This window comes from Rhodococcus sp. F64268 (genome assembly GCF_023015605.1).
Classification (GTDB): domain Bacteria; phylum Actinomycetota; class Actinomycetes; order Mycobacteriales; family Mycobacteriaceae; genus Rhodococcus.
The window spans coordinates 1-25,794 of sequence record NZ_JALKAI010000015.1 but is presented as its reverse complement, the minus strand read 5'-3'; the positions used below and the strand labels follow the sequence as shown (position 1 = coordinate 25,794).

The window sequence follows — 25,794 nt, the reverse complement described above, 5'->3', positions numbered from 1 at the left end:
CATGGCCGCAACCTGGACAGCACGTCTGGCCGAACTCGGGATCCCCCTGCCGCCGGTGGCGAAGCCGGTCGCCGCATACGTTCCCGCCCTGCGCAGCGGGAACACCGTCTACACCTCGGGCCAGCTTCCGATGGTCGACGGAACCTTGGCGTACGTCGGCAAGGTCGGCTCCGACGTGTCTGCAGACGACGCGAAGACCGCTGCCCGCATTTGCGCACTCAACGCGCTGGCCGCAGTCGATGCCCTCGTAGGGATCGACAATGTTGTGCGCATCGTCAAGGTGGTCGGGTTCGTGGCGTCGGCAGACGGATTCACCGGACAACCCGGTGTCGTCAACGGGGCCTCGGAACTACTGGGCGAGATCTTCGGCGAGTCCGGAGCTCACGCGAGATCCGCAGTCGGCGTCGCGGAACTTCCGCTCGCTGCGTCCGTCGAGGTGGAGCTGATGGTGGAGGTGCGCTGATCATGGCACTCGTTCATCCCGCCTACGGGCAACTACGGCAAGTGACCGAGAACGCGGCGGTGCTGCTTGCCGAGAATCCGTCGGTGATGTCCCTGGAGGGCACCAACACGTGGATCCTGCGTGCCCCGGACAGCGACGAGTGCATTGTGATCGATCCGGGACCGCTCGACGAGGCGCACCTCACCCGCGTCGCGCAGGTTCCGGTTGCGATGACGCTCATCAGCCATCGCCATTTCGATCACACCGAAGGTGGTGAGCGATTCGCGGAGCTCACCGGAAGCCCGGTTCACGCCGTCACACCCGAACATCGGCACGGCGGTGGTACCGAGCTGTCCGACGGTGATGTGCTCGAAGCCGCCGGGCTCCGTGTCCGGGTCCTCGCCACACCGGGCCACACCGCGGATTCGCTGTCGTTCGTTCTCGAGGACGATCGCAGTGTCCTCACCGCCGACACGACCCTCGGGCGGGGAACCACCGTGCTCGACGACACGGACGGCGACCTCGGCGACTATCTGGGTTCGTTGCGGTCGTACATCGCGCTCGGTCAGGGGTACACGGTGCTGCCCGGGCACGGTGCGGAACTGCCCGACCTCGAAACCATCGCACGCGGATACCTGGCACACCGGGAAGAGCGGCTCGATCAGGTTCGGGGAGCGCTGCGAACCCTCGGTCGAGAAGCTTCGGCCCGGCAGGTGGTCGAACACGTGTATGCCGATGTGGACGAGTCCCTGTGGGACGCGGCCGAGAAATCGGTGAACGTGCAGCTGGCGTACCTGCGCAGCTAGATCTCGAGCACAGGGAACGAACGAGAGAGGCCGGGACACCCGAGGGTGTCCCGGCCTCACCTGTTCAGGATGCCGCGCAGGTCGGCCTCAGCGGGCACGACGCGCGAGTCGCTCGGAATCCGAGATCAGCACGCTCTTGCCTTCGAGGCGCAGCCAACCGCGATGGGCGAAGTCGGCGAGCGCCTTGTTGACCGTCTCGCGGGATGCACCCACCAGCTGTGCGATCTCTTCCTGCGTCAGGTCGTGGGTCACGCGGAGAGCACCCGCCTCCTGGGTGCCGAAACGCTGAGCGAGCTGCAGCAGCGCCTTGGCGACACGACCGGGAACGTCGGTGAAGATCAGGTCGGCGAGGCTGTTGTTGGTGCGCCGCAGACGGCGGGCGAGCACGCGCAGGAGCTGCTCGGCGATCTCGGGTCGCTGGTCGATCCACGCCTTGAGCGCCTCGCGGTCCATGCTCACCGCGCGCACCTCGGTGACGGTGGTCGCGGTGGACGTGCGCGGGCCCGGGTCGAAGATGGAAAGCTCACCGAACATGTCGGAGGGACCCATGATCGTCAGCAGATTCTCGCGGCCGTCCGGCGAGCGCCGTCCGAGCTTGATCTTGCCGGAGACGATGATGTAAAGGCGGTCGCCCGGTTCGCCCTCGTTGAAGATGACGTGGCCGCGCGGGAAATCGACCGGTTGCAGCTCCTTGACCAGCGCCGCAACCGCAGAGGGCTCGACTCCTTGGAAGATGCCTGCTCTGGCCAGGACCTCGTCCACGTGCGCTCCTTTTGGGATGATTCTCGTTGTACTTCACTGTCAGGTGCACGTCCACGGCATCCCGGCGAGGGCCACCATGGCGGCGTACGGACGCCAAGTCTACTGTGCCTGTCGCATGTGTGAGTGACCGACACCACGGAATCCGTCTCGGTATGTCGGATCCCGCTCACGAATACTACCGGCCGGTACCTTCCTCAGCTCGCGCGGCTCGCGTCCAGGAGATCCGGAGCGTCGACGGAATCGGAGGTGCCGCTGCGGCGCCTACGGCGGTTGAACCGGGCCAATGCTCCGGGAAATCCCTCGCGGGCGAGGGCGTCGACGTCGTCGTGGTCTGCCTGGTCGAGGAACTCCTCGACCTCCTGCTGACGAACGGACAATCGACTCAATCGTGATTCGACTCGTTCCATGGCGAGTGCAAACAGCATGAGCAGCACCGGGAGAAGTACGACAGCAAGAGCTTGCATGACGGGAAGTAAACACGGGCAAGATCTCAGAACAGACACGGCCCCCGTATCGAGCCCGGCGTCTTACGTACAGTGGTCCAGGTGCAACCGACCCCGTCCGAGAGCCTCGATACGAGCCCTGTTCGCTCCGCCGAACGGAGCTCGCGCAGGCCACGTCGGGCCCGAGGACCCGAGTCTCGCCTCGGTTTGGTGCGGCGCGCGCGGCGGATGAACCGCCGCCTCGCCGATGCCTTCCCGCACGTCTATTGCGAACTCGATTTCACGACTCCGCTCGAGCTCGCAGTCGCGACGATTCTGTCTGCACAGTGCACGGATGTGCGAGTCAACCAGGTCACGCCTGCGCTCTTCGCCCGTTACCCCGACGCTCGCGCGTACGCGGAAGCCGACCGCACGGAACTCGAGGAGTACATCCGTTCCACCGGCTTCTATCGCAACAAGGCCAATTCGCTCATCGGCCTCGGGCAGGCGTTGCTCGAGCGCTTCGACGGCGATGTTCCGCGCCGGATGAAAGACCTCGTGACACTCCCGGGCATTGGCCGGAAGACAGCGAATGTGGTCCTCGGCAACGCCTTCGATGTGCCGGGAATCACTGTCGACACCCACTTCGGTCGGCTCGTGAACCGGTGGAAATGGACCGACGAAACCGACCCCGTGAAGGTCGAGCACGCGGTCGGTGAGCTCATCGAGCGCAAGGAATGGACGCTGTTGTCCCACCGGGTGATCTTCCATGGCCGGCGGGTCTGCCACGCGCGTAAACCGGCGTGCGGGGTGTGCGTGCTCGCGAAGGACTGCCCTTCCTATGGGATCGGGCCCACCGACCCGAGCCTCGCCGCGAGGCTCGTGAAGGGACCGGAGACCGAGCATCTGCTCGAGCTCGCCGGGATGTGACGGCGGTGCGTCCTTCGAGCGCAGGCCGCTGGAGCCTGGCAGCACTGGTCGTAGTGATCGCGCTGATCGTCGCCATCTGGCCCCGCGACAGCGACGCCCCGGCGCCGGCCCCCACCGACGGCCCGGGTACTTCTGCGGCACCCGTCGACCGCAGGCCCCAGGACGACGCACAAGCGCTGGACCCACTTCGCGCCGCAGCGGATCTGCCGCCGTGTCCGGCACCGACCGGCGCACCTCCGGCCGGACCACTCGCCGGGCTGGTGTTCGAGTGCGTGGGCGACGGTAGCTCCGTCGACCTTGCCGCCGGACTTGCCGGTCGTCCCGCCGTCGTCAATCTCTGGGCGTGGTGGTGCGCTCCCTGCGCCGAAGAACTCCCCGTACTCGAGGAGTTCGCGCTACGCGCGGGCGACGCAGTCTCGGTGGTGACCGTGCATACCGATCCCAACGAGAGCAACGCGCTGGAGCGGTTCGCGCGATACGACGTTCGCCTGCCCGGAGTGCAGGACGGTTCAGGACGCGTGCAGGCTGCGGTGTCCGCGCCGGCAGTCCTACCTGTCACGGTGCTCGTGCGCGCCGACGGTTCGATTGCCAAGGTGCTCCCGCAGCCGTTTCGCAGTGCCGACGAGGTGGCCGAGGTCGTAGAGACACATCTGGGGGTTGTCGCATGACACCGTATTGGCTGCGGGGTGTAGCCACTCGTGAGCCCACCGATCCGCACGGACTCAATCCTGTGCTGACTCGCGGAGCTCCACATGGGATGACCACCCGCCAGGCGTCCGTGCTCGTCCTGTTCGGCGGCTCGCCCGAGCCCGACCCCCTCGTTCGAGGAGGTCTGCCTGCAGACGCAGAGGTATTGCTCACCCAGCGCGCCGCCACCATGCGCCAGCACAGCGGGCAGGTCGCCTTTCCCGGCGGTGCTGCCGACCCCGAGGACGACGGTCCGATCGCAACCGCTCTGCGCGAAGCGCAGGAGGAGACCGGGCTCGACCCGGACGGGGTGCGACCGCTGGCGGTGCTGCCCGAACTGTTCATTCCGCCGTCGGGGTTCGACGTCACCCCGGTCGTCGCGTACTGGGAGAAGCCCAGCCCGGTCGGGGTGGTCGACCCGGCCGAGGCGGCTCGTGTCGTGCGTGTACCTGTCCGGGACCTGCTCGATCCGGAGAACCGATTCCAGGTCTCCCACCGAATGGGGTATCGAGGCCCGGCGTTCCAGGTCGACGGCATGCTCGTCTGGGGATTCACAGCGGGGGTGCTCGCCGGCCTGTTCACGGTGTCGGGATGGGAGATCGAATGGGATCACCGAGACGTTCGTGACCTGGCGGTAGTGCAAGCAGAACTCGAATCGGGGGTGATCGACGCATGACCGGATCGAACTGGATCGACCTGGTGATCGTCCTCGTCGTGATCATCGCGGCGTCGTCCGGCCTTCGGCAGGGAGCGGTCGCCTCGGCGCTGGCGTTCCTGGGTGTGCTGCTTGGGGCGGTGGCCGGCATTCTCATCGCACCTCACGTTCTCGTCCACGTCGACGAGGGGCGGTTACGGATCCTCGCCGGGATCGTGCTGATCATCGTGCTGGTGGTGGTCGGGGAGGTTGCGGGCATGGTGCTCGGCCGTGCCGCGCGCAGCAGCATGCACAGTCCCAGCGCCCGTGCGGTCGACAGCGTGATCGGCGCGGGACTCCAATCCGTCGCGGTCCTGATCGCCGCTTGGCTGCTGGCCGTCCCGTTGACCTCCGCGACGCAACCACAGATTTCCGCTGCGGTGCGTGGATCGAAGGTGCTCGGCACCGTCGACAACCTCGCCACCGACTGGATGCGGGCGATCCCCAACGAGTTCTCGGCACTTCTCGACACCTCGGGCCTCCCCGAGGTGATCGGGCCGTTCGGTCGAACACCGATCGCAGAGGTCGCCGTTCCTGACGGCACGTTGCTCGACGGGCCGATCCCCGCACAGCTGCAAACGAGCGTGCTGCGCATCAACGGCGTCGCTCCGAGTTGCCAGAAAGCGCTCGAAGGATCGGGCTTCGTGGTCGCGCCCGAACGCGTGATGACGAATGCTCATGTCGTGGCGGGGACCGCGGCGGTGACCGTGGAGAGCAACGGGCGTGCACTCGACGCGGAGGTCGTATTGTTCGACCCCGCGGTGGACGTGGCGATCCTCGCGGTTCCCGGCCTGACCGCGGCTCCGCTTCCGTTCTCCGCCACCCCAGCAGAATCGGGCGACGACGCCATCGTCCTCGGGTACCCGGGTGGTGGCCCGTACACCGCCAGCGCGGCCCGCATCCGAGAGACCCTGGACCTGCAGGGACCGGACATCTACCGCAGCGGCACTGTCGAGCGTGAGGTCTACACCCTGCGCGGGCTCATCCAGCAGGGGAATTCCGGTGGGCCGCTCGTCGACCCGCAAGGACAGATCCTGGGCATGGTGTTCGGTGCGGCCGTCGACGATACCGACACCGGTTTCGCGCTCACAGCATCCGAGGTGAGCCGTCAGCTCGCAATAGCCGATTCGATGGTCGCCGCCGTCGAAACCGGGGCGTGCATCGTCTGACGCGGTCAGAGGGCGCGGATGAAGTCCAGGAGGTCGGCCGTGACGTCGTCGGCCTTCTCCTGGTGAGGATAGTGCCCTGCGCCGTCGATGAACTTCATGATGCGCCCCGGCGCGTGTCGCACGCAGCGCCGCAAGGTCGCGGGCACCACATACGGATCGAGCGCACCGTGCACCTGCAGAACGGGGAGGGTCAACGTGACGTCCATGGCCTTCATGAACCGGCGACCGTCGGGCCGCCACTGACTACGGAATGCCCACCGCTGGTACTCGAGGCTGCAGTGCGCGACTCCGGGGATCTGCACCGCTGAGCGCAGGCGGTCGATGACGGCAGGGAATTCCGCGCTGCGCTGCCAGTCGCTGCCTGAACGGAGGCGGACCAGTCGTTCGATCTCGGCGCCCTTGTCGCGCACGAGAAGCCGTTCGGGTCGCCACGGCAGCTGATGAGCGAGGAATCGGGGCAACAGGGACTTGCGCTGCGCGCGGTCCAGAATGGCAGCATCGCGAAGCGAAATCGGGTGCGGGGAGTCCACGACCGTGATCGCGCGGACGAGCTGGGGGTGCAGAACGGCTGTGGCCCAGCACACCAGACCCCCGTCGGCGTGGCCGACGAGAACCGCTTCGGTATGTCCCAACGCACGGATCAGTCCTGCGACGTCGCCGGCGAGGGTCCAGCCGTCGTAGCCGCGGGGCGGTTTGTCGGTGTCGCCGTAGCCACGCAGATCGATTGCGACCGCGCGGTAGCCGGCCTCGGCGACCGAGGTGAGCTGATTGCGCCACGACCACCACAGATCACCGAAACCGTGGATGAATACCACCAGCGGCGCGCCCGCCGGCGCGCCATGGGCTTCGACTGCGTGGAGTCGGATGCCGTTGGCGTGGATGTCGCGGTGGGTCCACGGCCCGTCGTAACGGACCGTGGACGGATCGGGCGGGGTCAAAGTGGATGATCGTTCGAGCTGCGTCAACGAGCTGTGTAGTGCGGGCGTTGCGCCTCGGCATCGTCGCCGGACATCGGCAGAACCGTCTTCGCCTGCTTGAGTGAGTCGATGGTCTTGCTCGGCGCCCGTAGCTTGCGCACCCTCAGGTAACCGATGAGCGCGAAGATCGCTGTCACGACCACCATCAGTAGGAAGACGATCAGGAAGGCGAGCCAGCGGGCAACCCAGACATCGAGCAGTTCGGCGAGGAAGAAAAAGAAGAAGAACGAGCTGAAAATGAGAACGGCAAGGGCGAGGATGAAGAACAGACTGCCCTGCAGACCCTTCTTGACCTCGCCGGTGACCTCCGCCTTCGCGAGCTCGACCTCGGCACGGAACAGTGTGGACACCTGCGCGGTCGCGTCACGGACGAGTTCGCCGATGCTTGCGTCCCGCGAGGTCGGGGTGTGTACCTCCGTCAGCGGAATGCCCGAGATGCTGCTCGGCGCCCCGTCTCCCGGCCGGTTCCCGTTCGTGACGCTCACTAGTCGACCCCTTCGGTTGGTTCGTTCTGCTTGCGGTGGGCTCACCCACGCCGTAACAGTAGCGCCGATCCCAGTGAGGGGGCGACGAGTGGCACAGCAAGGCGGTGGCTTTTGTGATTTCCGCGGATTCTTTGCGCTCCTGATGACGCTGCGCCCTCCCGGGACGGATGCCGGGAAGGCGCAGCGTGGATCGGACTACTTCTATCGGACTACTTGTTACGGATCGCGTCGAAGACCTTCGGGTCGACCAGCGTCGAGGTGTCGCCGAGTTCACGACCCTCGGCGACGTCGCGGAGCAGGCGTCGCATGATCTTGCCGGAACGGGTCTTGGGCAGTTCGGGCACGACGGTGATCTGCCGCGGCTTCGCGATCGGGGAGATCTCGACGGCGACGTGATCGCGCAGTTCCTTGATGAGCGCATCGCCGGTGTTCTCGACGTGCTCGAGCAGGATCACGTACGCGACGATGCCCTGACCGGTGGTGTCGTCGGCTGCGCCGACGACGGCGGCTTCCGCGACAGCGGAGTGGCTGACCAGAGCGGATTCGACTTCGGACGTGGAGATGCGGTGCCCGGAGACGTTCATGACGTCGTCGACACGTCCGAGTACCCACAGGGCGCCGTCTTCGTCGTACTTGGCGCCGTCGCCGGCGAAGTACCAGCCCTGCTCCTCGTACCGGGACCAGTAGGTTTCGCGGTAGCGCAGCGGGTCGCCCCAGATGCCGCGGAGCATCGCCGGCCACGGCTGATCGAGCACCAGGTAGCCGTTGCCGCCCGCACCGAGCGGGTGGGCTTCGTCGTCGACGATCTTCGCGGAGATTCCGGGCAGCGGAGCCATCGCCGAGCCGGGCTTGGTGGCGGTGATACCGGGCAACGGGGAGATCATGATCGCACCGGTTTCGGTCTGCCACCAGGTGTCGACGATCGGGCTCTTGCCTGCGCCGATGACCTCGCGGTACCAGCGCCACGCCTCCGGGTTGATCGGCTCGCCGACCGAGCCGAGCAGCCGGATCGACGACAAATCGTGGGCGTCGGGGATCTCGCGGCCCCACTTCATGAACGTGCGGATCAGCGTGGGTGCGGTGTAGTAGATCGAGACGCCGTACTTCTCGATGATCTCGAAGTGCCGGTGCTCGTTCGGGGAGTTGGGGGTGCCTTCGTAGACGACCTGAGTGGCGCCGTTGGCCAGCGGCCCGTACACGATGTAGGAGTGGCCGGTGACCCAGCCGATGTCGGCGGTGCACCAGTAGACGTCCTTGCCCGGCTTGTGGTCGAACACGTAATGGTGGGTGTAGGCCGCTTGGGTGAGGTAACCGCCGGAGGTGTGGACGATGCCCTTGGGTTTCCCGGTGGTGCCGGAGGTGTAGAGGATGAACAGGGGGTGTTCGGCGTCGAACGCCTCGGGCGTGTGTTCGGGGGAGGCCTTCTCGACCGTTTCGTGCCACCAGAGGTCGCGGCCGTCGGTCCACTCGACGTCGATCCCGGTGCGCTTGACCACGAGTACGTTCTGGATCGACGCGGCTCCGTCGACGGCTTCGTCGGCGGCGGTCTTGAGTGGAGCGGCCTGGCCGCGGCGCCATTGCCCGTCGACCGTGACGAGAAGTTTGGCTTCGGCGTCGTCGATGCGTGAGCGCAGTGCGGTGGCGGAGAAGCCGGCGAAGACGACGGAGTGGGTCAGTCCGAGGCGGGCGCAGGCGAGCATCGTGATGATCGCTTCGGGGATCATCGGCATGTAGATCGCGACGCGATCGCCGGTGGTCAGACCGAGGTCGGTGAACGTGTTCGCGGCCTTCGAGACCTCGGCGAGCAGGTCGTTGTAGGTCAGTGAGCGCGAGTCGCCGGGTTCGCCCTCGAAGTGGATCGCGACGCGGTCGCCGTTGCCGGCTTCGACGTGGCGGTCGACGCAGTTGTAGGCGACGTTGAGGGAGCCTTCGACGAACCATTTCGCGACGGGAGCATCGGACCAGTCGAGCACCTGCGTCCAGGGTGTGGCCCAGTCGAGCCGTTGGGCCTGGGTGTCCCAGAACGCCAGGCGGTCGGCGTCGGCAGCGGCCTGCAACTCGGGACCTGCGTTGGCGGTGGCGGCGAACTCTGCACTCGGCGGGAACACCTGCTGATCGTGGTCCTGGGCTGCGCTCGTCATGGTGCGGTGGCCTCTTTCCGGGTCGTGGCAAAACAGTTCGGACGTCAGTGAGCGTAGTCACCTGTGACGCGAATCGCATCGTTGCACTACGCTGCAACCTGCTCACATGCGCTGATCGGTCGCTGTCGAGCGACGGGCGGTCGGCGGTCGCGACGAGTGGCGTCTCGGTGTGTCCGGTGATGGGCCGTGGGTGATGTTCGAAGCGCACGCCGGTACCGTTCGGGACCGTGACAGATCCGCTTCAGCCCATCCTCGATCTCCCCGGCGTGCGTGACTCGGCAGACCGCGCGCGTGACGCTCTCGCCGAGGTCCACCGTCACCGCACGAACCGTCGCGGCTGGCCGAACACCGCGGCAGAAGCCTCGGTACGGGCCGCGCGAGCATCGGCAGCGATCGACGGCGGATCTACGGAGCTTCCGCCCCCCGGGGAAACCGGCGATCCGGTCCTGTCGGGAGCTTTGCGCGTCGCGCAGTCCCTCGACGGTGACGCGCTCGCAATCCAAGTGTCCACCTGGCGCCGTGCTCCGTTGCAGGCGCTCGCCCGCCTGCACCTGCTCGCCGCGGCAGATCTGGTGGACGATCCGGAGCAGCTGGGCAGGCCTCGGCCGGAACCCGGGGTGGCGGAACGGCTCGACGCACTCGCCCAATTGGTCACGGGAGGCACTTCTGTCCCAGCGCCGGTCCTCGCCGCCGTGGTGCACGGCGAACTTTGTTCACTGAGTCCCTTCGGTGTGGCCGACGGTCTCGTGGCGCGCGCGGCGTCGCGGCTGGTGTGTGTGGCGTCCGGATTCGACACCCACAACCTCGGGGTGCCCGAAGTGACGTGGATGCGGCGAGCGCAGGCGTACCGCGACGGGATCGCGGGCTTTGCTCAGGGTACGGAAGTGGGTGTCGGCGGCTGGGTCATCTTCTGCTGTGGTGCGCTCGAGGCCGGCGCTCGCGAAGCAACGTCGATCGCCGAGGCGTTCGGCGGTAGCTGACAGTCGCCGCACCCGTTCGAAGCGCGCTGCGTTGCTCTGAACATGCTGCAGCGCTGCGGCTTTCGGCCACGCGATGCAAAAGCGGGTGGCTCGCCGATCGTGATCGGTGCGCCACCCGCTAGCACGGACCTGCCGGGTTACCATGCGTGCTGGTGTGGGTTGTGTGTCAACGGCCTCGGCGATGATCCGGGTGTCGGCGGTTCGCTCTTCACAACGGGTGTGAAGGTCTTGCCTTCGAGAACTCGGAACTCGCAGGCCCACAACGCTTCTGCCCTTATAGTGGCATCGGCTCCGCGTGGGTACTCGGTGTCCGTGCTGGGAAACTCGGGCGGGAGATCGAACCTTCTCTTCCGATTCGCTCTTGGCCTCCCGTGCTTCCGTAACTCATTTGTACCCCGTACTTTCGGCGTCGGCAAGACCCTGGCCCGGAAAGATTCAGCTCGGGAGTCGGAGGGGTCGAGGGCGGCGCCGGGGGTCGTGCCTGCGCCCGGCGAGGTAGACTGCGGCACCGGTGATCAACGCTGCCGACGCTCCCGCCGCGGCGAGTCGGATCAGTCCTTTCGCTGACGGGCGCACGCGTCGCGACAAGGGCACCGGTCGCGTGAAATTCAATATGGGCCATCGATTTTCGTTCGCAAATCGCCGCAATGCGCGGTCGGGATTGACCGCGCGAGGCTTGCCGACGGCCTGCAGCATCGGCACGTCCGTCACCGAATCCGAGTACGCGTAACTGCGTGTCAGGTCGTAGCCGTGTTCCACTGCAAGCTCACGTATTGCGGTGCTCTTCGCCTCGCCGAAGCAGTAGAACTCGAGTTCGCCCGCGTAGCGCCCGTCCACGATGCGCATCCGGCTTGCGGCGCTGTAGGAGGCACCGAGTGCCTGCGCGATCGGTGTGACGACCTCCTCGCCCGACGCCGACACGATCACCACGTCGTGCCCCCGGGCCCGGTGGTCCGCGATCAGGTCCTTGGCTTCGGCATACACCAACGGCGTCACGATCTCGTCGAGTGTCTCGTGCACGATCGAACGGATCTGTTCCACGTCCCAGCCCTTGCACATCTGCGCAATGTGCTCACGCATCCGATCGACGCGCTCCTGGTCGACGGTGGACAGCACGAAGAGCAGTTGTGCGTAGCTGCTCGCGAGTACCGCGCGGCGGTTGAGGAGGCCGTGCTCGAAGAACGGGCGGGTGAACGCGAGGACGCTCGATTTGGCGATGACGGTCTTGTCGAGATCGAAGAAGGCAGCGATCCGACCGGACTCGGCGGTATCCGCGGTCGCGTCTGTCACGTTCTCCACCATAGGGCCCGCGGTGCCACTTTCGGGGCCTGGATGTGGCGCGCCACGCTGATGCTTGAAGTTGCAAACACCGAGTATGGAAGGTGTAGTATCGCGTCAGTCTGGATATCCAGGCAGTGTTCAGCCCGACCCCCCGGGGCTGAACACCGACGGCCCTCGCCTCCTCCCCCCCTGGCGAGGGTCGTCTCTTTGTCATGACCGGTTTCCGCTCGGAGCCGATGACCGTTCCCGGTTGCAGCCCGTCACGTCGAGTTGTCCACAGGCGCCTGATCCATCCACAGATTCGGCGTTACTGGTGAATCGGCCTTCCACGGCGGTCGTCGGCGGCGCACGCTGTGCGGCATGAACGACGTCCTCGCGCTGATCGGCGACGCGACTCTGCTGGCGAGTCTGCGCCGCGTCGCGGCGGCAGCAGACCGGCAACTGGCCGAACCCGCGGCGCCGCCGCAGCGCCGCGCATGGCTGGACGCAGGTGTGGTCGTGGTCGACCGCGACGAAGCGCTCGTCTGCGCCGCTGCGTTGCCCCGCCGATCCGGGATCGTGCTGGTCTGCCCGGACACGCCCGGGCTGGATGAATGGCAGGCTGCAGCCACGGTCGGCGCCGAGCATGTTCTGGGTCTTCCCGACGACGAAGTGGAACTGCTCGCCGTTCTCGGTGCAGCGGCCGAGCCTGAGGCGGGCGGAGGCACTGTGTTCGCAGTGCTCGGTGGTTGTGGCGGGGCAGGCGCCTCGACCTTCTCCGCCGCGCTGGCATGGGTGGCTGCCACCAGGGGCGCCCCCGGCGGCGTCCTCCTCGTCGACGCCGACCCCTTCGGAGCGGGACTCGATACCCTCACGGGCCTCGAAGAACGCGCAGGCATCCGATGGTCCGGACTGACCATCGACTCCGGCACTGTTTCTGCTCGCGCTCTGCGGGACGCCGTACCCGAATGGCTATCGGGAGTGGGCGTGCTCGCAGGCGACCGGGGTGCCGAGCGCATCGGCGCGACCCCACTCACCGCGGTCCTCGAAGCAGTACGGCGCGCGGGCGCCACTGTGGTCTGTGACGTAGCCCGTACGTTCGACGAGGTAGCCGAGGCCGCGATCGCTGCTGCCGACACCACTGTGCTCGTCACCCAGGCGCGGGTGAGCAGCGCGTTGTCTGCCGCACGGACAGCCGACTGGCTCGCCGGCCGTGCCGCCACTGCGGGAGTCGTGGTGCGTGGCCCAGCGCCCGGCGGTCTGCGCGCCGTCGACGTCGCAGCCGTCGTGGGACTACCGCTGCTGGCCGCGATGCGTCCTCAGCCAGGACTCGCAGAGGCACTCGAACGTGGCGGTCTGCCCCTACGCCGGCGGTCGCCGCTCGTTGTTGCTGCCCTCGAGGTCCTCGACTCGTCCGGTCACACCGGGGCGCGGCGGATCTCATGAACAATGTTCTGGACGCCGAACTGCTCGACCGGGTACGCGACCGGCTCGCGGCTGAACCGGGAGAGCTGTCGCCCGCACGGGTCGCGTCTGCACTGCGTGCCGAGGCGAGCGGCGTACTCGGCGACACCGACCTCCTTGTCGCACTGCGCCACCTCCAGACAGAGCTCACCGGAGCAGGGCCACTCGAAGCGTTGCTTGCAGACCCCACCGTGACCGATGTGCTGGTCACCGCACCCGACCGGGTGTGGGTCGACTGTGGTGGGGGCTTGACCCTCACGCCGGTGACCTTTCCGGACGAGGCCGCCGTCCGACGGCTCGCGCAGCGTCTCGCATTGTTCGCCGGGCGCAGGCTCGACGACGCGCAAATGTGGGTCGACGGCCGACTGCCCGGGCACGGCGAGTTCGGCGTCCGTCTGCACGCGGTCCTTGCGCCCGTCGCTCAGGGCGGCACGTGCCTGTCGCTGCGTGTGCTGAGGCCGGCCACGCAGGGGCTCGATGCGTTGGTCGAACGTGGGGCAGTGCACCCCGAAGCCCACCGATTGCTCCGCCGGATCGTGGCGGGGCGCCTCGCCTTCCTCGTCGTCGGGGGAACGGGGGCAGGAAAAACAACGATCTTGGCGGCGCTCCTCGGCGCTGTGGATCCCGCGGAGCGAATCGTGTGCGTCGAGGACGCGGCCGAACTCGTCCCCGATCACCCTCATGTGGTTCGTCTCGTCGCCCGAGCGCCGAACGTCGAAGGCGTAGGAGAAGTCACCGTGCGCGACCTCGTGCGTCAGGCATTGCGGATGCGGCCCGACCGGATCGTCGTCGGTGAGGTGCGAGGCGCCGAGGTGGTCGATCTACTGACAGCGCTGAACACTGGTCACGACGGTGGCGCGGGAACAGTCCATGCGAACTCGCCCGACGAAGTACCCGCCCGGCTCGAAGCGCTCGCAGCCCTCGGCGGACTCGATCGTGCCGCCCTTCACAGTCAGCTTGCTGCAGCAGTGCAGGTGATCCTTCATGTCCACCGTGCTCCCGACGGCACCAGGAGGCTCGTCGAGATCGGGGTGCTCGAACGCGACGCGGTAGCGGGGGTACTGGTGGTGCCCGCGTGGACATACGCCGACGGTGCTGTGCCCGGTTCGGAACTGCTCGAACGGATCCTGCGGTCGAGGGAGCGGTAGTGACAGCATCCCTCCTGTGCCTGGCTGCCGCCGTCCTCGCTTCTTCCGGTGCCGATGCGCGCCGGCGACTCGGACGGCCCGCCACCCCTTCATCGGCAGCGTTACGCCGACCGAACCGCGTGCTCTGCGCGGTGGTCGTCGCGTCGGCTGCAGGATTGATGGGTGGAGCAGGTGTTGCCGTCGCCGTGGCGGTCGCAGTAGCCACGATCATCTTCCGGTTGCGTCGCCGACAACGGGCTGTGTGTCTCGACACCGAACGCCGGGTCCTGCTCTCCGCCCTGGACATGGTGATCGCGGAACTCCATGTCGGTGCGCATCCCGCCGACGCGTGCGATACGGCCGCGCGTGAAACAACCGGCCCGACGTCGGACTCGTTGCGTGTCGCCGCGGCCCGGGCCCGGTTGGGGGGATCTGCCTCCGACGGACTGCGCGGTGCAGCAACCAAATTTGCTTACGACGGAATCGGTGAAAGCCTCATCCGGGTTGCAGATGCATGGTCGGTTTCGGATCGTCACGGCCTGGCGCTCGCCGAACTACTGTCGGCGGCCCGATCCGATCTCGCTGCGCGCCTGCGGATTCGGACCAGAACCACAGCAGGACTCGCCGGTGCTCGCGCCACCGCAACGGTTCTTGCCGCGCTCCCCGCGCTCGGGGTGGCGCTGGGGCAACTCATGGGAGCGTCGCCTCTGACGACGCTCCTCGGTGGCGGTCTCGGCGCAGTGCTACTGGTGCTCGGCACGGTGCTCGTGTGCGCAGGACTGCTGTGGACCGACCGCATCGCTGACAGGGTAGGCCGGTGAGCGCGTCGATGTTGCTGCCGTCGTTGTGCCTTGCGGCAGCGCTGATTGCGGTGCCGGACCCTGGAACGCGACGGCTGCAGGCTTTGCACGGACCGCCCGGCGCGACGACGAGCACCGCGACCGGAAACGTGCAGGATCCGCATGCGACCGCCGCCGCATTCGATCTTTTCGCTGCGTGCCTGCGAGCGGGGATGCCGGCAGCATCGGCGGCGGGTGTGGTCGCGGAATCTGCGCCGCCTGTGCTCGCTGCAGCGCTCCGTCGAGGAGCCGACCGTCTGAAGCTCGGCGCCGACCCGGCAGACGCGTGGTCCGCGGAAGGCGACCTGCTTCTCGAAGACTTCGCTCGCGCTGCGCGGCGATCGGCGAAATCCGGTGCGCCACTGTCCGACATCGTTTCCGAACTCGCCGTGCGGCATCGCTCGGATGCCGAAGACGAAGCTGCAGGCGCCATCGAACGTGCAGGGGTGCTGGTGAGCGGTCCGCTCGGCCTGTGCTTCCTACCGGCCTTCGTGTGCCTGGGCATCGTGCCGGTGGTGATCGGCCTGGCTCGGGGCGTCCTGGGATCAGGGCTGTTGTGACGTCGACGCGGACCGTCCGCGTCGACAGAAAGGGGAATCTCGTGTTCGCTGAATCCATAGAAGAAGATCGGTCGTTCGCCCGCCGCGTCATGAAGGTGGCGGCCGGCGACGACGGCATGTCGACGGCCGAATACGCCATCGGCACGATTGCCGCGGCGGCATTCGGCGCGGTGTTGTACACGGTCGTCACCGGCGACGGAATCGTGTCGGCGCTGACGGGCATCGTCGAACGAGCCCTCAACACCTCGGTGTGACCGGGTGGGCTCGTGCTCGTCGCGTCGCTGCGCGGGACGAGGGTGGTGTGACCGTCGAAGCGGCACTCGCGATCGCGTCACTCATCACGGTTCTGACGCTGTGTCTCGGTGCGGTGCTGTGTGTTTCGCAGCAGGTGCGGTGTCAGGATGCTGCCCGTGAGGCGGCGCGGCTGGTGGCGCGCGGTGACGAGGCCCGGGCGGTCGAGGTGGCCGCCCGGGTCGCGCCGCAGGGCGCGCACATCGAGGTGAGTGTGGAAGACGACCTCGTCGTAGCGACCGTGAGCGTCGATGCGCCGCTGCTCCCGATGGTGACCCTGACGGCCGACGCCGTTGCGGTCCGTGAACCGGGGGAGGTGTCGTGACGCGGGTGGATCTGCGCGAGGAGAGTGGCAGTGCCAGCGTCCTCGGGTGCTGCATCATGGCCGCACTCATCGCGATCACCGCGACCGTTGTGCACGTCGGATCGGTTGTGGTGGTTCGGCACCGGCTGCAGGCTGCGGCAGACATGGCGGCATTGGCCGTCGCATCGTCGCTCGATCGGGGAGTGACCGAGGCGTGTGCGGTCGCGGAGACGGTGACCGTCCGCATGGACGTGGGTGTGCGGAGTTGCCGGATACACGGGTGGGACGCGGTGGTGGAGACCTACGCTGCGGTCTCGCCGATGTTCGGCGACCGGGACGCATCGGCGATCGCCCGAGCGGGGCCTGCCCTCGGCGACGAACCGACCGCCTACGTGGACGGTGGAGGTTGAGTGCCGAGTGCCTCGAGTACGGCGGTCAACAGTGCTGTCGCACCGGCCTTGTCGAGTGGGTCATTGCCGTTGCCGCACTTGGGTGAGTGCACGCACGACGGGCATCCGTCGGTGCATTCGCACGACTGCACTGCATCGCGGGTGGCGGTGAGCCACTGGGTGATCCGTGAGAATCCGCGTTCGGCAAAACCTGCCCCACCCGGATGCCCGTCGTAGACGAACACGGTGGGCAATCCGGTGTCGGCGTGCAGATCGGTGGACACACCACCGATATCGCCGCGATCACACGTCGCGACGAGCGGTAGCAATCCGATGGCGGCGTGCTCGGCGGCGTGCAGAGCACCCGGAATCCGCTCGGGTGTCAACCCGATCCGGTCGAGCAATTCCGGGGTGACGGTGTACAGCACAGCGAGGGTGGGCAGGGTCTGTGCCGGCATGTCCAGTTCGATCTGGTCGAGCACCTCCCCGGAGGGGAGACGCCGGAGATAGGCGACAACTTGCCCGGTCACTTCGACGGTGGCCATCTGGACGGTGACGGGCCCGTATGTGCGGGCCTCTTCCACAGCCACGACTCGGATGTCGGTGACCTCCCGAACGGACGTCGACCACTCCGGATCCTCTGCGTGCACGAGCGCGACACCGTCGTCGAGCTGAAGCTCGTCGACGACGAACGTCTCACCCTGATGGAGGTGCACTGCGCCGGGGTGGACGGTTGCCGGCGCGCGTCCCGCCTCGACGGTGCCGAGCATCCGGCCGGTGTCGGCTTCGACGATCGCAACCGGATGGCCGATGCCGCCGCGGATATCGACCTCGGCGTGCGGATGAGTGTCCGGTGTGACGAACCAGCCGTGGGGTCGCCGACGAATCAGGCCCTGCCCCGCTAGTTCCGTGAGCAACTCTTGCGCATCGAACCCCTCGGCCTCGGCATGTGAGAGCGGCAACTCCAGGGCAGCGCACAGTAGCTGCGGCCCGAGCACATACGGATTCGACGGGTCGGTCACGGTCGCTTCGACGGGCCTGTCGAGCAGCGCCTGCGGGTGATGCACAAGGTAGGTATCCAGTGGGTCGTCGCGTGCGACGAGGACGACGAGAGAACCCTGTCCGCGGCGCCCGGCCCGACCGCCCTGCTGCCAGAACGACGCGACGGTGCCGGGAAATCCGGCGACGACCACGGCATCGAGGCCCGCAATGTCGACCCCGAGTTCGAGAGCGTTGGTGCTCGCGACCCCGAGTAACCGACCATCGGACAGTGCGGCCTCGAGATCGCGACGATCTTCCGCGAGATACCCGGCGCGGTAGGTCGCGACCCGGTCCGCGAGTTCGGGCGCAGTTTCGGCCAGCAGACGCCGCGCACCCATCGCGGTGAGCTCTGCACCATGACGGGAACGGACGAACGCCAGCGTGCGCGCACCTTCGACGACGAGGTCGGCGAGAAGCCGGGCCGCCTCGGCGCCGGCAGCGCGGCGAACGGGTGCGCCGTGCTCACCGGTGACGTCCCGGAGTAGCGGCGGTTCCCATAAAGCGACGGTGCGCGGACCGTGTGGCGAACCGTCCTCGGTGACCTCCTCGCACGGCGCCCCGATCAGTCGTGAGGCGGCGGCTCCGGGGTCGGCGGTGGTAGCGGATGCCAGGATGAACACCGGGTCGGCGCCGTAGTGGTTCGCGAGCCGGCGCAACCGTCTGATGACCAGCGCGACATGCGACCCGAAGACTCCGCGGTACGAGTGGCACTCGTCGATCACGACGTACCGCAGCCGCCGAAGCAGTCGAGCCCAGCGCGCATGGCCGGGCAGTATCGCCAGGTGCAGCATGTCGGGGTTGGTGAAGATCCACCGAGAATGGCTTCTTGCCCATCGACGTAGTTCGGTGGAGGTGTCGCCGTCATACGCGCACGGGTGAACAGTCGACAGTTCACCCGTCCCGCCGGTCAGTTCCGTCACTGCGCGCAGCTGATCGGCGCCCAGTGCTTTCGTGGGGGAGAGATACAGCGCCGTGGACTGAGGTGCCGACGCGAGCGCGGTGAGCACCGGAAGCTGGTAGGCGACGGATTTGCCCGATGCGGTGCCGGTCGACACCACGACGTTCCTGCCTGCAGATGCGAGATCGGCGGCGTGAATCTGATGGCGCCAGGGCTCCGACACTCCTTGTTCGCGGAGCGCGTAGACGACGCAGTCGGCGGCCCAATCCGGCCAGCGGACGTGTTGCGCCTTCCGTGCGGGTAGATCGGCTGCGTAGGTGAGCGGGTGTTCGTTCGACGGTGTGCCTGCGACCAGTCGGTCGAGTAGCGCCTGTCCGTAACCGGGGGGAGTGCCCGTGTCGTGGTGGATAGGTGATGGACTGGTCACGCGTCGGCTCCGGTGGATCGAATTCGGTGCGGGTCGAGGCGATGGTGCGTAGCATGGAATCAGCCTTCTACCCGCTGGTCATGCTACCGAGCGGCCTACAAGATCAGAATTTTGGCGCGATTGTGCCATACCTACTGTTGTGACCGCCCGGAACATGATTGACTGGCACGCGGTCGCAGCTTCTGTGTTCGTAGACTTGAGAAAGTGCACGCTCGCAGGATCGTGGTTGCGAGCGGTGTGCTTTAGCTCTTCCAACGGGGGATTCGAAAGGTACAGCGGTCGGAATCGGGACCTGGCGGCCGCTGTCCCCAGCGGCTCGTCGAATCCGGTGTTAGAAAGAGAAGGAAAAGCATGGCACAGGGCACTGTGAAGTGGTTCAACGCGGAGAAGGGCTTCGGCTTCATTGCTCCGGAGGACGGCTCTGCCGACGTGTTCGTTCACTACTCCGAGATCCAGGGTTCCGGTTTCCGTACCCTCGAGGAGAACCAGCGCGTCGAGTTCGAGGTCGGGCAGGGTACCAAGGGTCCGCAGGCCACCGGTGTGCGCGCCGTCTGATTCGGCACGCTCCGTCGAGCACCTCTGAGAGCAATCGCTCTCACTCCCTCGTCCCCTGTCGCCACCGGCGATGGGGGACGAGGGCTTTCTCGGATCGATACAACTGGAAAAGGCAGTACGCAAGGAGGTAGCAGTGAGTCAACTGTCCTTCTTCGGCGCCGATACCGCACCGCCGGCATTGTCCGACCTGAGCGGGCTGCTCGCCTCGCAGGGACGAATCGTGACGCGCACAGCCGACTCGGCGCAGATCACAGTGATGGTCGAAGCGCCGTGGCGCGCGTCCGCGATCGCCGATCAGATCATCGCGACGGGTCTGACCGCGGCGATCGACGCGTTACCGGACGGGTCTGCGCGGGTGTGCACCGCCGACGTTTCCGATCTCGTTCCGCTCGCGACCGCGTGGTCGCGCGGCGGATCCAAGCGTGTTCCGGCCGGATGGGTCCCGAGTGCCGGGGCGTTGCGGGCATGGTTCCTGGCAGCGGGCCGGATGGAAGTGGTGGGTGAGCGGTACGTCCTCGGGCTCGATCCGGATGCACCCGGCACGTATGTGTCGCTTTCCGAGGCTCTGATGGTGGCCGGAATCGCTCCTACCTTGATCAGTCCGCATGGTGCCCCACCAGGGTTGCGAGTGTCGGGACCGCGCCGAATCGCGCGGCTCGCGGAGAGCGTCGGAGCACCACCCGACGACTCCGAAGCCCGCGCGATCTGGCCACGTCACGAGCACTTCGACCACTACATGTGACGAGGGATCGACCGAGTGTGTGCGACCCTGTGTGTGACCGAGTCGGGGAGACAGGTCGGTATACATGTCTTCGAGAGACGGACATGTCGGCAAAACGGGAAGGTTCAGGCGTCACGGTGGCAGCACGGGACAAGAGCACGTCGGACAACGCGTCGGGCACGCGCCGACTCGTCATCGTCGAGTCTCCGACCAAGGCAAAGAAGATCGCCCCCTACCTGGGGCGCAACTATGTCGTCGAAGCCTCCGTCGGACATATACGCGACCTACCCCGCGGTGCAGCCGACGTCCCCGCCAAGTACAAGGGCGAGTCGTGGGCCCGGCTCGGTGTCGATGTCGATCATGACTTCGAGCCGCTGTACGTCGTCAGCCCGGAGAAGAAGTCCAAGGTCACCGAGCTCAAGTCGCTCCTGAAGGATGCGGACGAGCTCTACCTCGCGACAGACCCCGACCGCGAGGGTGAAGCCATCGCATGGCACCTCCTCGAGACCCTCAAGCCCAAGGTTCCGGTACGCCGGATGGTCTTCCACGAGATCACCGAGCCCGCGATCCGTGCCGCGGCCGAGAACACCCGAGAGCTCGACAACGACCTGGTCGACGCACAGGAAACCCGTCGCATCCTCGATCGCCTCTACGGCTACGAGGTCAGCCCGGTGCTGTGGAAGAAGGTCATGCCCCGGCTCTCGGCAGGCCGAGTCCAGTCGGTCGCGACCCGTGTCATCGTGCGACGCGAACGTGAGCGCATGGCGTTCAAGTCTGCCGAATACTGGGATATCGCGGCAACCATGGATGCCGGTGCAGATGCGAGTCCCCGATCGTTCGGAGCACGTCTGGTCAACGTCGACGGCTCCCGCGTTGCGGCAGGTCGCGACTTCGGCCCCGACGCCGTTCTGAAGACCGACGGTGTCATCGTGCTCGACGAGGCCTATGCCCGTCGCCTGGCCGATGCGCTGTCCGGTGTCGCGTTGACGGTGTCGTCGGCCGAGAGCAAGCCGTACACGCGCAAGCCCTATGCGCCGTTCATGACGTCAACGTTGCAGCAGGAAGCCGGCCGTAAGCTCCGGTTCTCGTCCGAACGCACGATGCGCATCGCGCAGCGGTTGTACGAGAACGGTTACATCACCTACATGCGTACCGACTCGACGACCTTGTCCGAGTCGGCGATCGCCGCGGCCCGTTCGCAGGCCACCCAGCTGTACGGCGCCGAGTATGTCCACGCGACACCCCGCCAGTACACCCGCAAGGTCAAGAACGCCCAGGAAGCGCACGAAGCGATCAGGCCCGCCGGCGATGTCTTCGCGACTCCGGGCGAACTGCATGCGCGGCTCGATACCGACGAATTCAAGCTGTACGAGCTGATCTGGCAGCGTACGGTCGCGTCGCAGATGGCCGACGCCAGAGGCACCACCCTCACGCTCCGCATCACCGGCACCGCCGGGACGGGTGAGGTGTGCACGTTCTCGTCGTCGGGTCGCACGATCACGTTCGCCGGGTTCCTCAAGGCCTACGTCGAAAGCGTCGACGAAGAGGCAGGTGGTCAGTCGGACGACGCGGAGTCGCGGCTACCCAACCTCAGCGAGGGCTCTGCAGTCACCGCGACGAAGCTGGACCCGGATGGGCACTCGACCAACCCGCCGGCCCGTTTCACCGAAGCGAGCCTGATCAAGACTCTCGAAGAGCTGGGTATCGGGCGTCCGTCGACCTACGCGTCGATCATCAAGACGATTCTCGATCGCGGCTATGTCTACAAGCGTGGCAGCGCGCTGGTGCCTTCGTGGGTGGCGTTCGCGGTGATCGGTCTGCTCGAGGCTCATTTCGGTCAGCTCGTCGACTACGACTTCACCGCAGGTATGGAGGACGATCTCGATGAAATCGCCTCGGGTCAGGAGCAGCGCAGTGCCTGGCTGTCGCGGTTCTATTTCGGTGGCGAGCACGGCGACGAGGATTCGGTTGCCCGCAAGGGCGGCCTGAAGAAGCTGGTCGGGCAGAACCTCGAAGACATCGATGCTCGCGAGATCAACTCGATTCGGCTGTTCGATGATGCAGAGGGTCGCGAGATCCACGTGCGAGTGGGCCGGTTCGGTCCGTACCTCGAGCGGATGGTCGCCGACCCCGACAATCCCGAGGCCGATCCGATCTCGCAGCGCGCGAACCTGCCAGAGGACCTGCCGCCGGACGAGCTGACCCTCGAATACGCGGAGAAGTTGTTCTCCACCCCGCAAGAGGGTCGGGTTCTCGGTGTCGACCCGGCGACCGGACACGAGATCGTCGCTCGCGAAGGTCGCTTCGGTCCGTACGTCACGGAGTTGCTGCCCGAGCCGAAGCCTGAGCCGGAGCCGGAACCCGATGTCGCCCCCGTACCGGTCGAAGAGCTGACGAGCGGCGGCGCAACGAAGACCGCAACCAAGACGGCCGCGAAGAAGACGGCCAAGAAGGCGCCGGCGAAGAAGGCCGCGAAGAAGGCCACCGGCCCGAAGCCGCGCACGGCATCTCTCCTCAAGACGATGGAGTTGTCGTCCGTCACTCTCGACGACGCTCTGCGGTTGCTGTCGCTACCGCGTGTGGTCGGTGTCGATCCGGAATCCGGTGACGAGATCACCGCGCAGAACGGTCGTTACGGTCCGTATCTGAAGAAGGGCACCGACTCGCGTTCGCTGGCGACCGAGGAACAGATGTTCACGGTCACTCTCGACGAAGCCTTGAAGATCTACGCAGAGCCGAAGCGTCGCGGACGTCAGGCAGCGGCAGTTCCGCCGTTGCGTGAACTCGGTGTCGATCCGGTCAGCGAGAAGCCGATGGTGATCAAGGACGGTCGCTTCGGTCCGTACGTCACCGACGGTGAAACCAACGCGAGCCTGCGCAAGGGCGACGAGGTCGGCACGATCACCGACGAACGAGCATCCGAGCTGCTGGCGGATCGTCGTGCCCGCGGGCCCGCGAAGAAGACGACCAAGAAGGCGGCGAAGAAGACTCCCGCCAAGAAGACCGCAGCGAAGAAGACCGCAGTCAGGAAGGCAGCGGCGAAGAAGGCGCCCGCCAAAAAGGCCGCAGCGAAGAAGACCGCAGCCGACGGGCCGACCGACTGATCTGATCTGCCCTGACCGAGGCCGTCGGTGCCGATCGCTACGCTGAGCCACATGCCCGGAGTATTCGATCGTCTCGTCGGTCAACGTGATGTCGAGACCGATCTGGTGGGTGCGGCGGTAGCCGCGCGCACCGGCGTCTCCGGCTCTGCGATGACGCACTCCTGGCTGTTCACAGGCCCGCCCGGATCAGGACGCTCCGTTGCAGCCCTGTGCTTCGCGGCGGCACTGCAGTGCACCGACGACGCAACACCCGGATGTGGTCGCTGTCACGCATGCACCACCACGATGGCGGGCACCCACGGCGATGTTCGACGTGTGGTTCCCGAAGGCCTGACGATCAGTGTCAAGGCGATGCGCGAGATCGTGCAGGTCGCGTCGCGTCGACCGAGTACCGGGCGTTGGCAGGTCGTGGTCATCGAAGATGCCGACCGCCTCACCGAAGGCGCCGCGAACGCGCTGCTCAAGGTCGTCGAGGAGCCGCCGCAGCGCACGGTCTTCCTACTGTGTGCACCGTCGGTGGATCCGGAGGACATCTCGGTGACCTTACGGTCGAGGTGCCGGCACGTCGGGCTCATCACTCCGAGCGTCCACTCGATCGCCCAGGTCCTCCGCGACGTCGACGGTATCGCTGAGGATGCCGCGCAGTGGGCCGCGTCGGTCAGCGGTGGTCATGTGGGTCGTGCTCGACGTCTCGCCACAGACGCGGCGGCCCGCGACAACCGCGCCCGCGCTCTCGATGTCGCGGGCGCCGTCCTTCGACCCGCCACCACCTATACGTCTGCGGAAGAACTCGGTCGGCGCGCGGAGGCCGAAGCCAAAGAGATCAGCGCAGACCGCGACGAACGCGAAACCGAAGAACTCAAGACCGCTCTCGGTGCCGGGGGAACAGGTAAAGGAGCTGCGGGTGCTCTGCGAGGTTCGGCGGGGATACTCAAGGAACTCGAACGCACCCAGAAGTCACGCAAGACCCGCACCGAGCGCGACATCATGGACCGTGCCCTCATCGACCTTGCCGGGCTGTACCGGGATGCACTCGCGCAGTCGATGGGCGCTGCGACGACGCCCAACCATCCCGACATGGCCGACCGCGCCCGCGACCTCGCCTCCCGAGCGAAGCCCGAAAGGCTCCTCGACTGCATCGAAGCGATCCTCGACTGTCGCGAAGCGCTCGCGCAGAACGTCAAACCCCGTTTCGCGCTGGCCGCGATGGCGGCTCGTCTGAGCGCCGCGTTTCGGTGAGTTTCCTGCCGGTTTGCGTCGGGCGGGGGGTTTTCGGCTAGACTTCGGTCGCCGCAAGGCGCGCTGCCTTAGCTCAGTCGGTAGAGCATTTCACTCGTAATGAAAAGGTCGAGAGTTCGATTCTCTCAGGCAGCTCAGAGGTGAAGGCCCCGTCCACATGGACGGGGCCTTCACCGTTCTCGACCTTCCACCGGATCTGCGTGGATCATGGGCACCATGCTGATGGAACTGTTCTCCCTCATCCTGATTCTCGGTGCGCTGGCAGTTGTGCTTCCGATGGCGATTCGAGTCTTCCGTAACCGCGACGATCGCTAGGTGCGCGATCCGCCTCCGGGGAGTTCCGCATCTCTCGACAAGCTGCGGTGTGACGCCCATGCTCGATACATGAGCGAGTCGTTGAAGAGGCGAGTGCGCGACAAGATCCTCCGACAGCGTGCCGAGGACGGGGGCCGGCCCGTCGGGGACGCCGAGGGAGACGACCCCAGGGCCATGGACCTGGACCACGATCTGATGTTGCTCGATCGCGCAGAGGAAGATGACGCCGTAGTACAGGCGCTTGCGGAGAAGTACTGGGTGCCCTGAGAGCAGTAAAACTCCGTTGACCTGGCGATTTGGTGTTCCGGCAGGTCCTCGCGTAACTTATTCCAGGTCAGAGCGACACGGACACCGACCCGGACCGCAAGGTCAGGGACAACGAGGTTGGACGAAGACGCCTGAATTTCACTGGTACGACACCTTCTGGTAAGGTTTNACCGCCCCTGGTTCCGAACACCACACGGATTTGCGTCCGTGAGTGAAACGAACTAGGCTGGAACAGTTGCCTCGGAACGAGCCGGATGATGTCCGGTGAGTGATGATGTGTGCGTGTTCTTTGAGAACTCAACAGTGTGCCGATGAATGTCAGTGCCAAATATTTTTGGTGCGATCACCGAAATTGTTTCGGTGATCGAAATTGTGCTGATCATCACATTCTTCCGTCTGTGGTGGTCAGTGTTTTGCTAGTTTGAGTTTTTTTGCTAGTGATTTGGCTCGATGTCTTTGACTGATTGACTCTTTCGGGAGTGAAATCAAGAGTCTTTA

At 66.3% G+C, this 25,794-nt stretch carries 26 protein-coding genes and 1 tRNA gene; 20 read left to right on the top strand and 7 right to left on the bottom strand.

Features of this window, described 5'->3' with window-relative positions:
* Position 1: 1 nt before the first annotated feature.
* Positions 2-463: a RidA family protein gene (locus MWU77_RS23240; RefSeq protein WP_247274887.1), complete on the top strand. Its 462-nt coding sequence runs from the start codon at positions 2-4 to the stop codon at positions 461-463.
* Between the two features lie 2 nt (positions 464-465).
* On the top strand, positions 466-1,248 hold the full coding sequence (locus MWU77_RS23235; RefSeq protein WP_247274886.1) for an MBL fold metallo-hydrolase: 783 nt from the start codon (positions 466-468) through the stop codon (positions 1,246-1,248).
* 87 nt (positions 1,249-1,335) lie between these two features.
* On the opposite strand, the gene MWU77_RS23230 is transcribed toward MWU77_RS23235, so the two are convergent.
* Positions 1,336-2,010, bottom strand: coding sequence for a Crp/Fnr family transcriptional regulator (locus tag MWU77_RS23230; RefSeq protein ID WP_054805733.1), 675 nt, complete (start codon positions 2,008-2,010; stop codon positions 1,336-1,338).
* 194 nt (positions 2,011-2,204) lie between these two features.
* Positions 2,205-2,474, bottom strand: coding sequence for a hypothetical protein (locus MWU77_RS23225; RefSeq protein WP_169690653.1), 270 nt, complete (start codon positions 2,472-2,474; stop codon positions 2,205-2,207).
* Between the two features lie 81 nt (positions 2,475-2,555).
* Between MWU77_RS23225 and nth the strand changes: the two genes are divergently transcribed.
* From nth to MWU77_RS23205, 4 genes are read left to right on the top strand one after another with little or no spacing between them, the layout of a single operon-like run.
* A complete protein-coding gene (nth, locus tag MWU77_RS23220; protein ID WP_374229965.1) occupies positions 2,556-3,362 on the top strand; it encodes an endonuclease III in 807 nt (268 codons plus the stop codon).
* Positions 3,363-3,367: 5 nt separating this feature from the next.
* The gene (locus MWU77_RS23215; protein ID WP_247274885.1) at positions 3,368-4,030 is read left to right on the top strand and encodes a TlpA disulfide reductase family protein; all 663 of its coding nucleotides are present in this window, start codon (positions 3,368-3,370) and stop codon (positions 4,028-4,030) included.
* Complete coding sequence (locus MWU77_RS23210) at positions 4,027-4,725, top strand: CoA pyrophosphatase (RefSeq protein ID WP_247274884.1); 699 nt, start codon at positions 4,027-4,029, stop codon at positions 4,723-4,725. The genes MWU77_RS23215 and MWU77_RS23210 overlap by 4 nt, the downstream gene beginning before the upstream one ends.
* On the top strand, positions 4,722-5,912 hold the full coding sequence (locus MWU77_RS23205; protein WP_169690649.1) for a MarP family serine protease: 1,191 nt from the start codon (positions 4,722-4,724) through the stop codon (positions 5,910-5,912). Before MWU77_RS23210 ends, MWU77_RS23205 begins: the two co-directional genes overlap by 4 nt.
* A 5-nt stretch (positions 5,913-5,917) precedes the next feature.
* Here MWU77_RS23205 and MWU77_RS23200 read toward each other — a convergent pair whose 3' ends face one another.
* The 3 genes from MWU77_RS23200 to acs all read right to left on the bottom strand — a co-directional run bounded on the left by MWU77_RS23200 (position 5,918) and on the right by acs (position 9,515).
* Positions 5,918-6,850, bottom strand: a complete 933-nt coding sequence (locus MWU77_RS23200; protein ID WP_169690648.1) for an alpha/beta fold hydrolase — start codon at positions 6,848-6,850, stop codon at positions 5,918-5,920.
* Between the two features lie 23 nt (positions 6,851-6,873).
* Positions 6,874-7,374 (bottom strand): phage holin family protein, encoded by a 501-nt coding sequence (locus MWU77_RS23195; RefSeq protein ID WP_169690647.1) that lies wholly within the window; start codon positions 7,372-7,374, stop codon positions 6,874-6,876.
* Positions 7,375-7,583: 209 nt separating this feature from the next.
* Positions 7,584-9,515, bottom strand: a complete 1,932-nt coding sequence (gene acs / locus MWU77_RS23190) for an acetate--CoA ligase (RefSeq protein ID WP_247274883.1) — start codon at positions 9,513-9,515, stop codon at positions 7,584-7,586.
* Between the two features lie 227 nt (positions 9,516-9,742).
* On the opposite strand from acs, the gene MWU77_RS23185 reads away from it, so the two are divergent.
* Positions 9,743-10,495 (top strand): oxidoreductase, encoded by a 753-nt coding sequence (locus tag MWU77_RS23185; protein WP_247274882.1) that lies wholly within the window; start codon positions 9,743-9,745, stop codon positions 10,493-10,495.
* Between the two features lie 435 nt (positions 10,496-10,930).
* On the opposite strand, the gene MWU77_RS23180 is transcribed toward MWU77_RS23185, so the two are convergent.
* Positions 10,931-11,785 (bottom strand): HAD family phosphatase, encoded by an 855-nt coding sequence (locus MWU77_RS23180; protein ID WP_247274881.1) that lies wholly within the window; start codon positions 11,783-11,785, stop codon positions 10,931-10,933.
* 351 nt (positions 11,786-12,136) lie between these two features.
* Between MWU77_RS23180 and ssd the strand changes: the two genes are divergently transcribed.
* The 7 genes from ssd to MWU77_RS23145 all read left to right on the top strand — a co-directional run bounded on the left by ssd (position 12,137) and on the right by MWU77_RS23145 (position 16,750).
* A complete protein-coding gene (gene ssd, locus MWU77_RS23175; protein ID WP_247274880.1) occupies positions 12,137-13,201 on the top strand; it encodes a septum site-determining protein Ssd in 1,065 nt (354 codons plus the stop codon).
* Positions 13,198-14,367, top strand: a complete 1,170-nt coding sequence (locus tag MWU77_RS23170) for a TadA family conjugal transfer-associated ATPase (RefSeq protein WP_169690642.1) — start codon at positions 13,198-13,200, stop codon at positions 14,365-14,367. Before ssd ends, MWU77_RS23170 begins: the two co-directional genes overlap by 4 nt.
* Positions 14,367-15,167: a type II secretion system F family protein gene (locus MWU77_RS23165; protein ID WP_169690641.1), complete on the top strand. Its 801-nt coding sequence runs from the start codon at positions 14,367-14,369 to the stop codon at positions 15,165-15,167. Before MWU77_RS23170 ends, MWU77_RS23165 begins: the two co-directional genes overlap by 1 nt.
* A gap of 8 nt (positions 15,168-15,175) precedes the next feature.
* Positions 15,176-15,745, top strand: coding sequence for a type II secretion system F family protein (locus MWU77_RS23160; RefSeq protein WP_169690769.1), 570 nt, complete (start codon positions 15,176-15,178; stop codon positions 15,743-15,745).
* An 89-nt stretch (positions 15,746-15,834) separates the two neighbouring features.
* Positions 15,835-15,999: a DUF4244 domain-containing protein gene (locus MWU77_RS23155; protein ID WP_169690768.1), complete on the top strand. Its 165-nt coding sequence runs from the start codon at positions 15,835-15,837 to the stop codon at positions 15,997-15,999.
* Positions 16,000-16,046: 47 nt separating this feature from the next.
* A complete protein-coding gene (locus tag MWU77_RS23150) occupies positions 16,047-16,361 on the top strand; it encodes a TadE family type IV pilus minor pilin (protein ID WP_169690640.1) in 315 nt (104 codons plus the stop codon).
* Positions 16,358-16,750 carry an Rv3654c family TadE-like protein gene (locus tag MWU77_RS23145; RefSeq protein ID WP_374229962.1) on the top strand — a complete coding sequence of 131 codons (393 nt, stop codon included), beginning with the start codon at positions 16,358-16,360 and terminating at the stop codon, positions 16,748-16,750. The genes MWU77_RS23150 and MWU77_RS23145 overlap by 4 nt, the downstream gene beginning before the upstream one ends.
* Here MWU77_RS23145 and MWU77_RS23140 read toward each other — a convergent pair.
* Positions 16,729-19,095, bottom strand: coding sequence for a DEAD/DEAH box helicase (locus tag MWU77_RS23140; RefSeq protein WP_247274879.1), 2,367 nt, complete (start codon positions 19,093-19,095; stop codon positions 16,729-16,731). The two genes, MWU77_RS23145 and MWU77_RS23140, sit on opposite strands and share 22 nt — an antisense overlap.
* Positions 19,096-19,446: 351 nt before the next feature.
* Between MWU77_RS23140 and MWU77_RS23135 the strand changes: the two genes are divergently transcribed.
* The 6 genes from MWU77_RS23135 (at position 19,447) to MWU77_RS23110 (ending at position 25,296) form a co-directional block, all read left to right on the top strand.
* Entirely contained in the window at positions 19,447-19,650 is a 204-nt protein-coding gene (locus MWU77_RS23135) for a cold-shock protein (protein WP_005248460.1), read from the top strand.
* Between the two features lie 133 nt (positions 19,651-19,783).
* Entirely contained in the window at positions 19,784-20,392 is a 609-nt protein-coding gene (locus tag MWU77_RS23130) for a hypothetical protein (RefSeq protein ID WP_247274878.1), read from the top strand.
* 116 nt (positions 20,393-20,508) lie between these two features.
* Positions 20,509-23,475 (top strand): type I DNA topoisomerase, encoded by a 2,967-nt coding sequence (gene topA, locus MWU77_RS23125; RefSeq protein WP_247274877.1) that lies wholly within the window; start codon positions 20,509-20,511, stop codon positions 23,473-23,475.
* Positions 23,476-23,526: 51 nt separating this feature from the next.
* The gene (locus MWU77_RS23120) at positions 23,527-24,714 is read left to right on the top strand and encodes a DNA polymerase III subunit delta' (protein ID WP_169690636.1); all 1,188 of its coding nucleotides are present in this window, start codon (positions 23,527-23,529) and stop codon (positions 24,712-24,714) included.
* A 62-nt stretch (positions 24,715-24,776) separates the two neighbouring features.
* Positions 24,777-24,849: transfer RNA gene (locus MWU77_RS23115), tRNA-Thr, on the top strand.
* 249 nt (positions 24,850-25,098) lie between these two features.
* A complete protein-coding gene (locus MWU77_RS23110) occupies positions 25,099-25,296 on the top strand; it encodes a hypothetical protein (RefSeq protein WP_169690635.1) in 198 nt (65 codons plus the stop codon).
* Positions 25,297-25,794 lie beyond the last annotated feature (498 nt).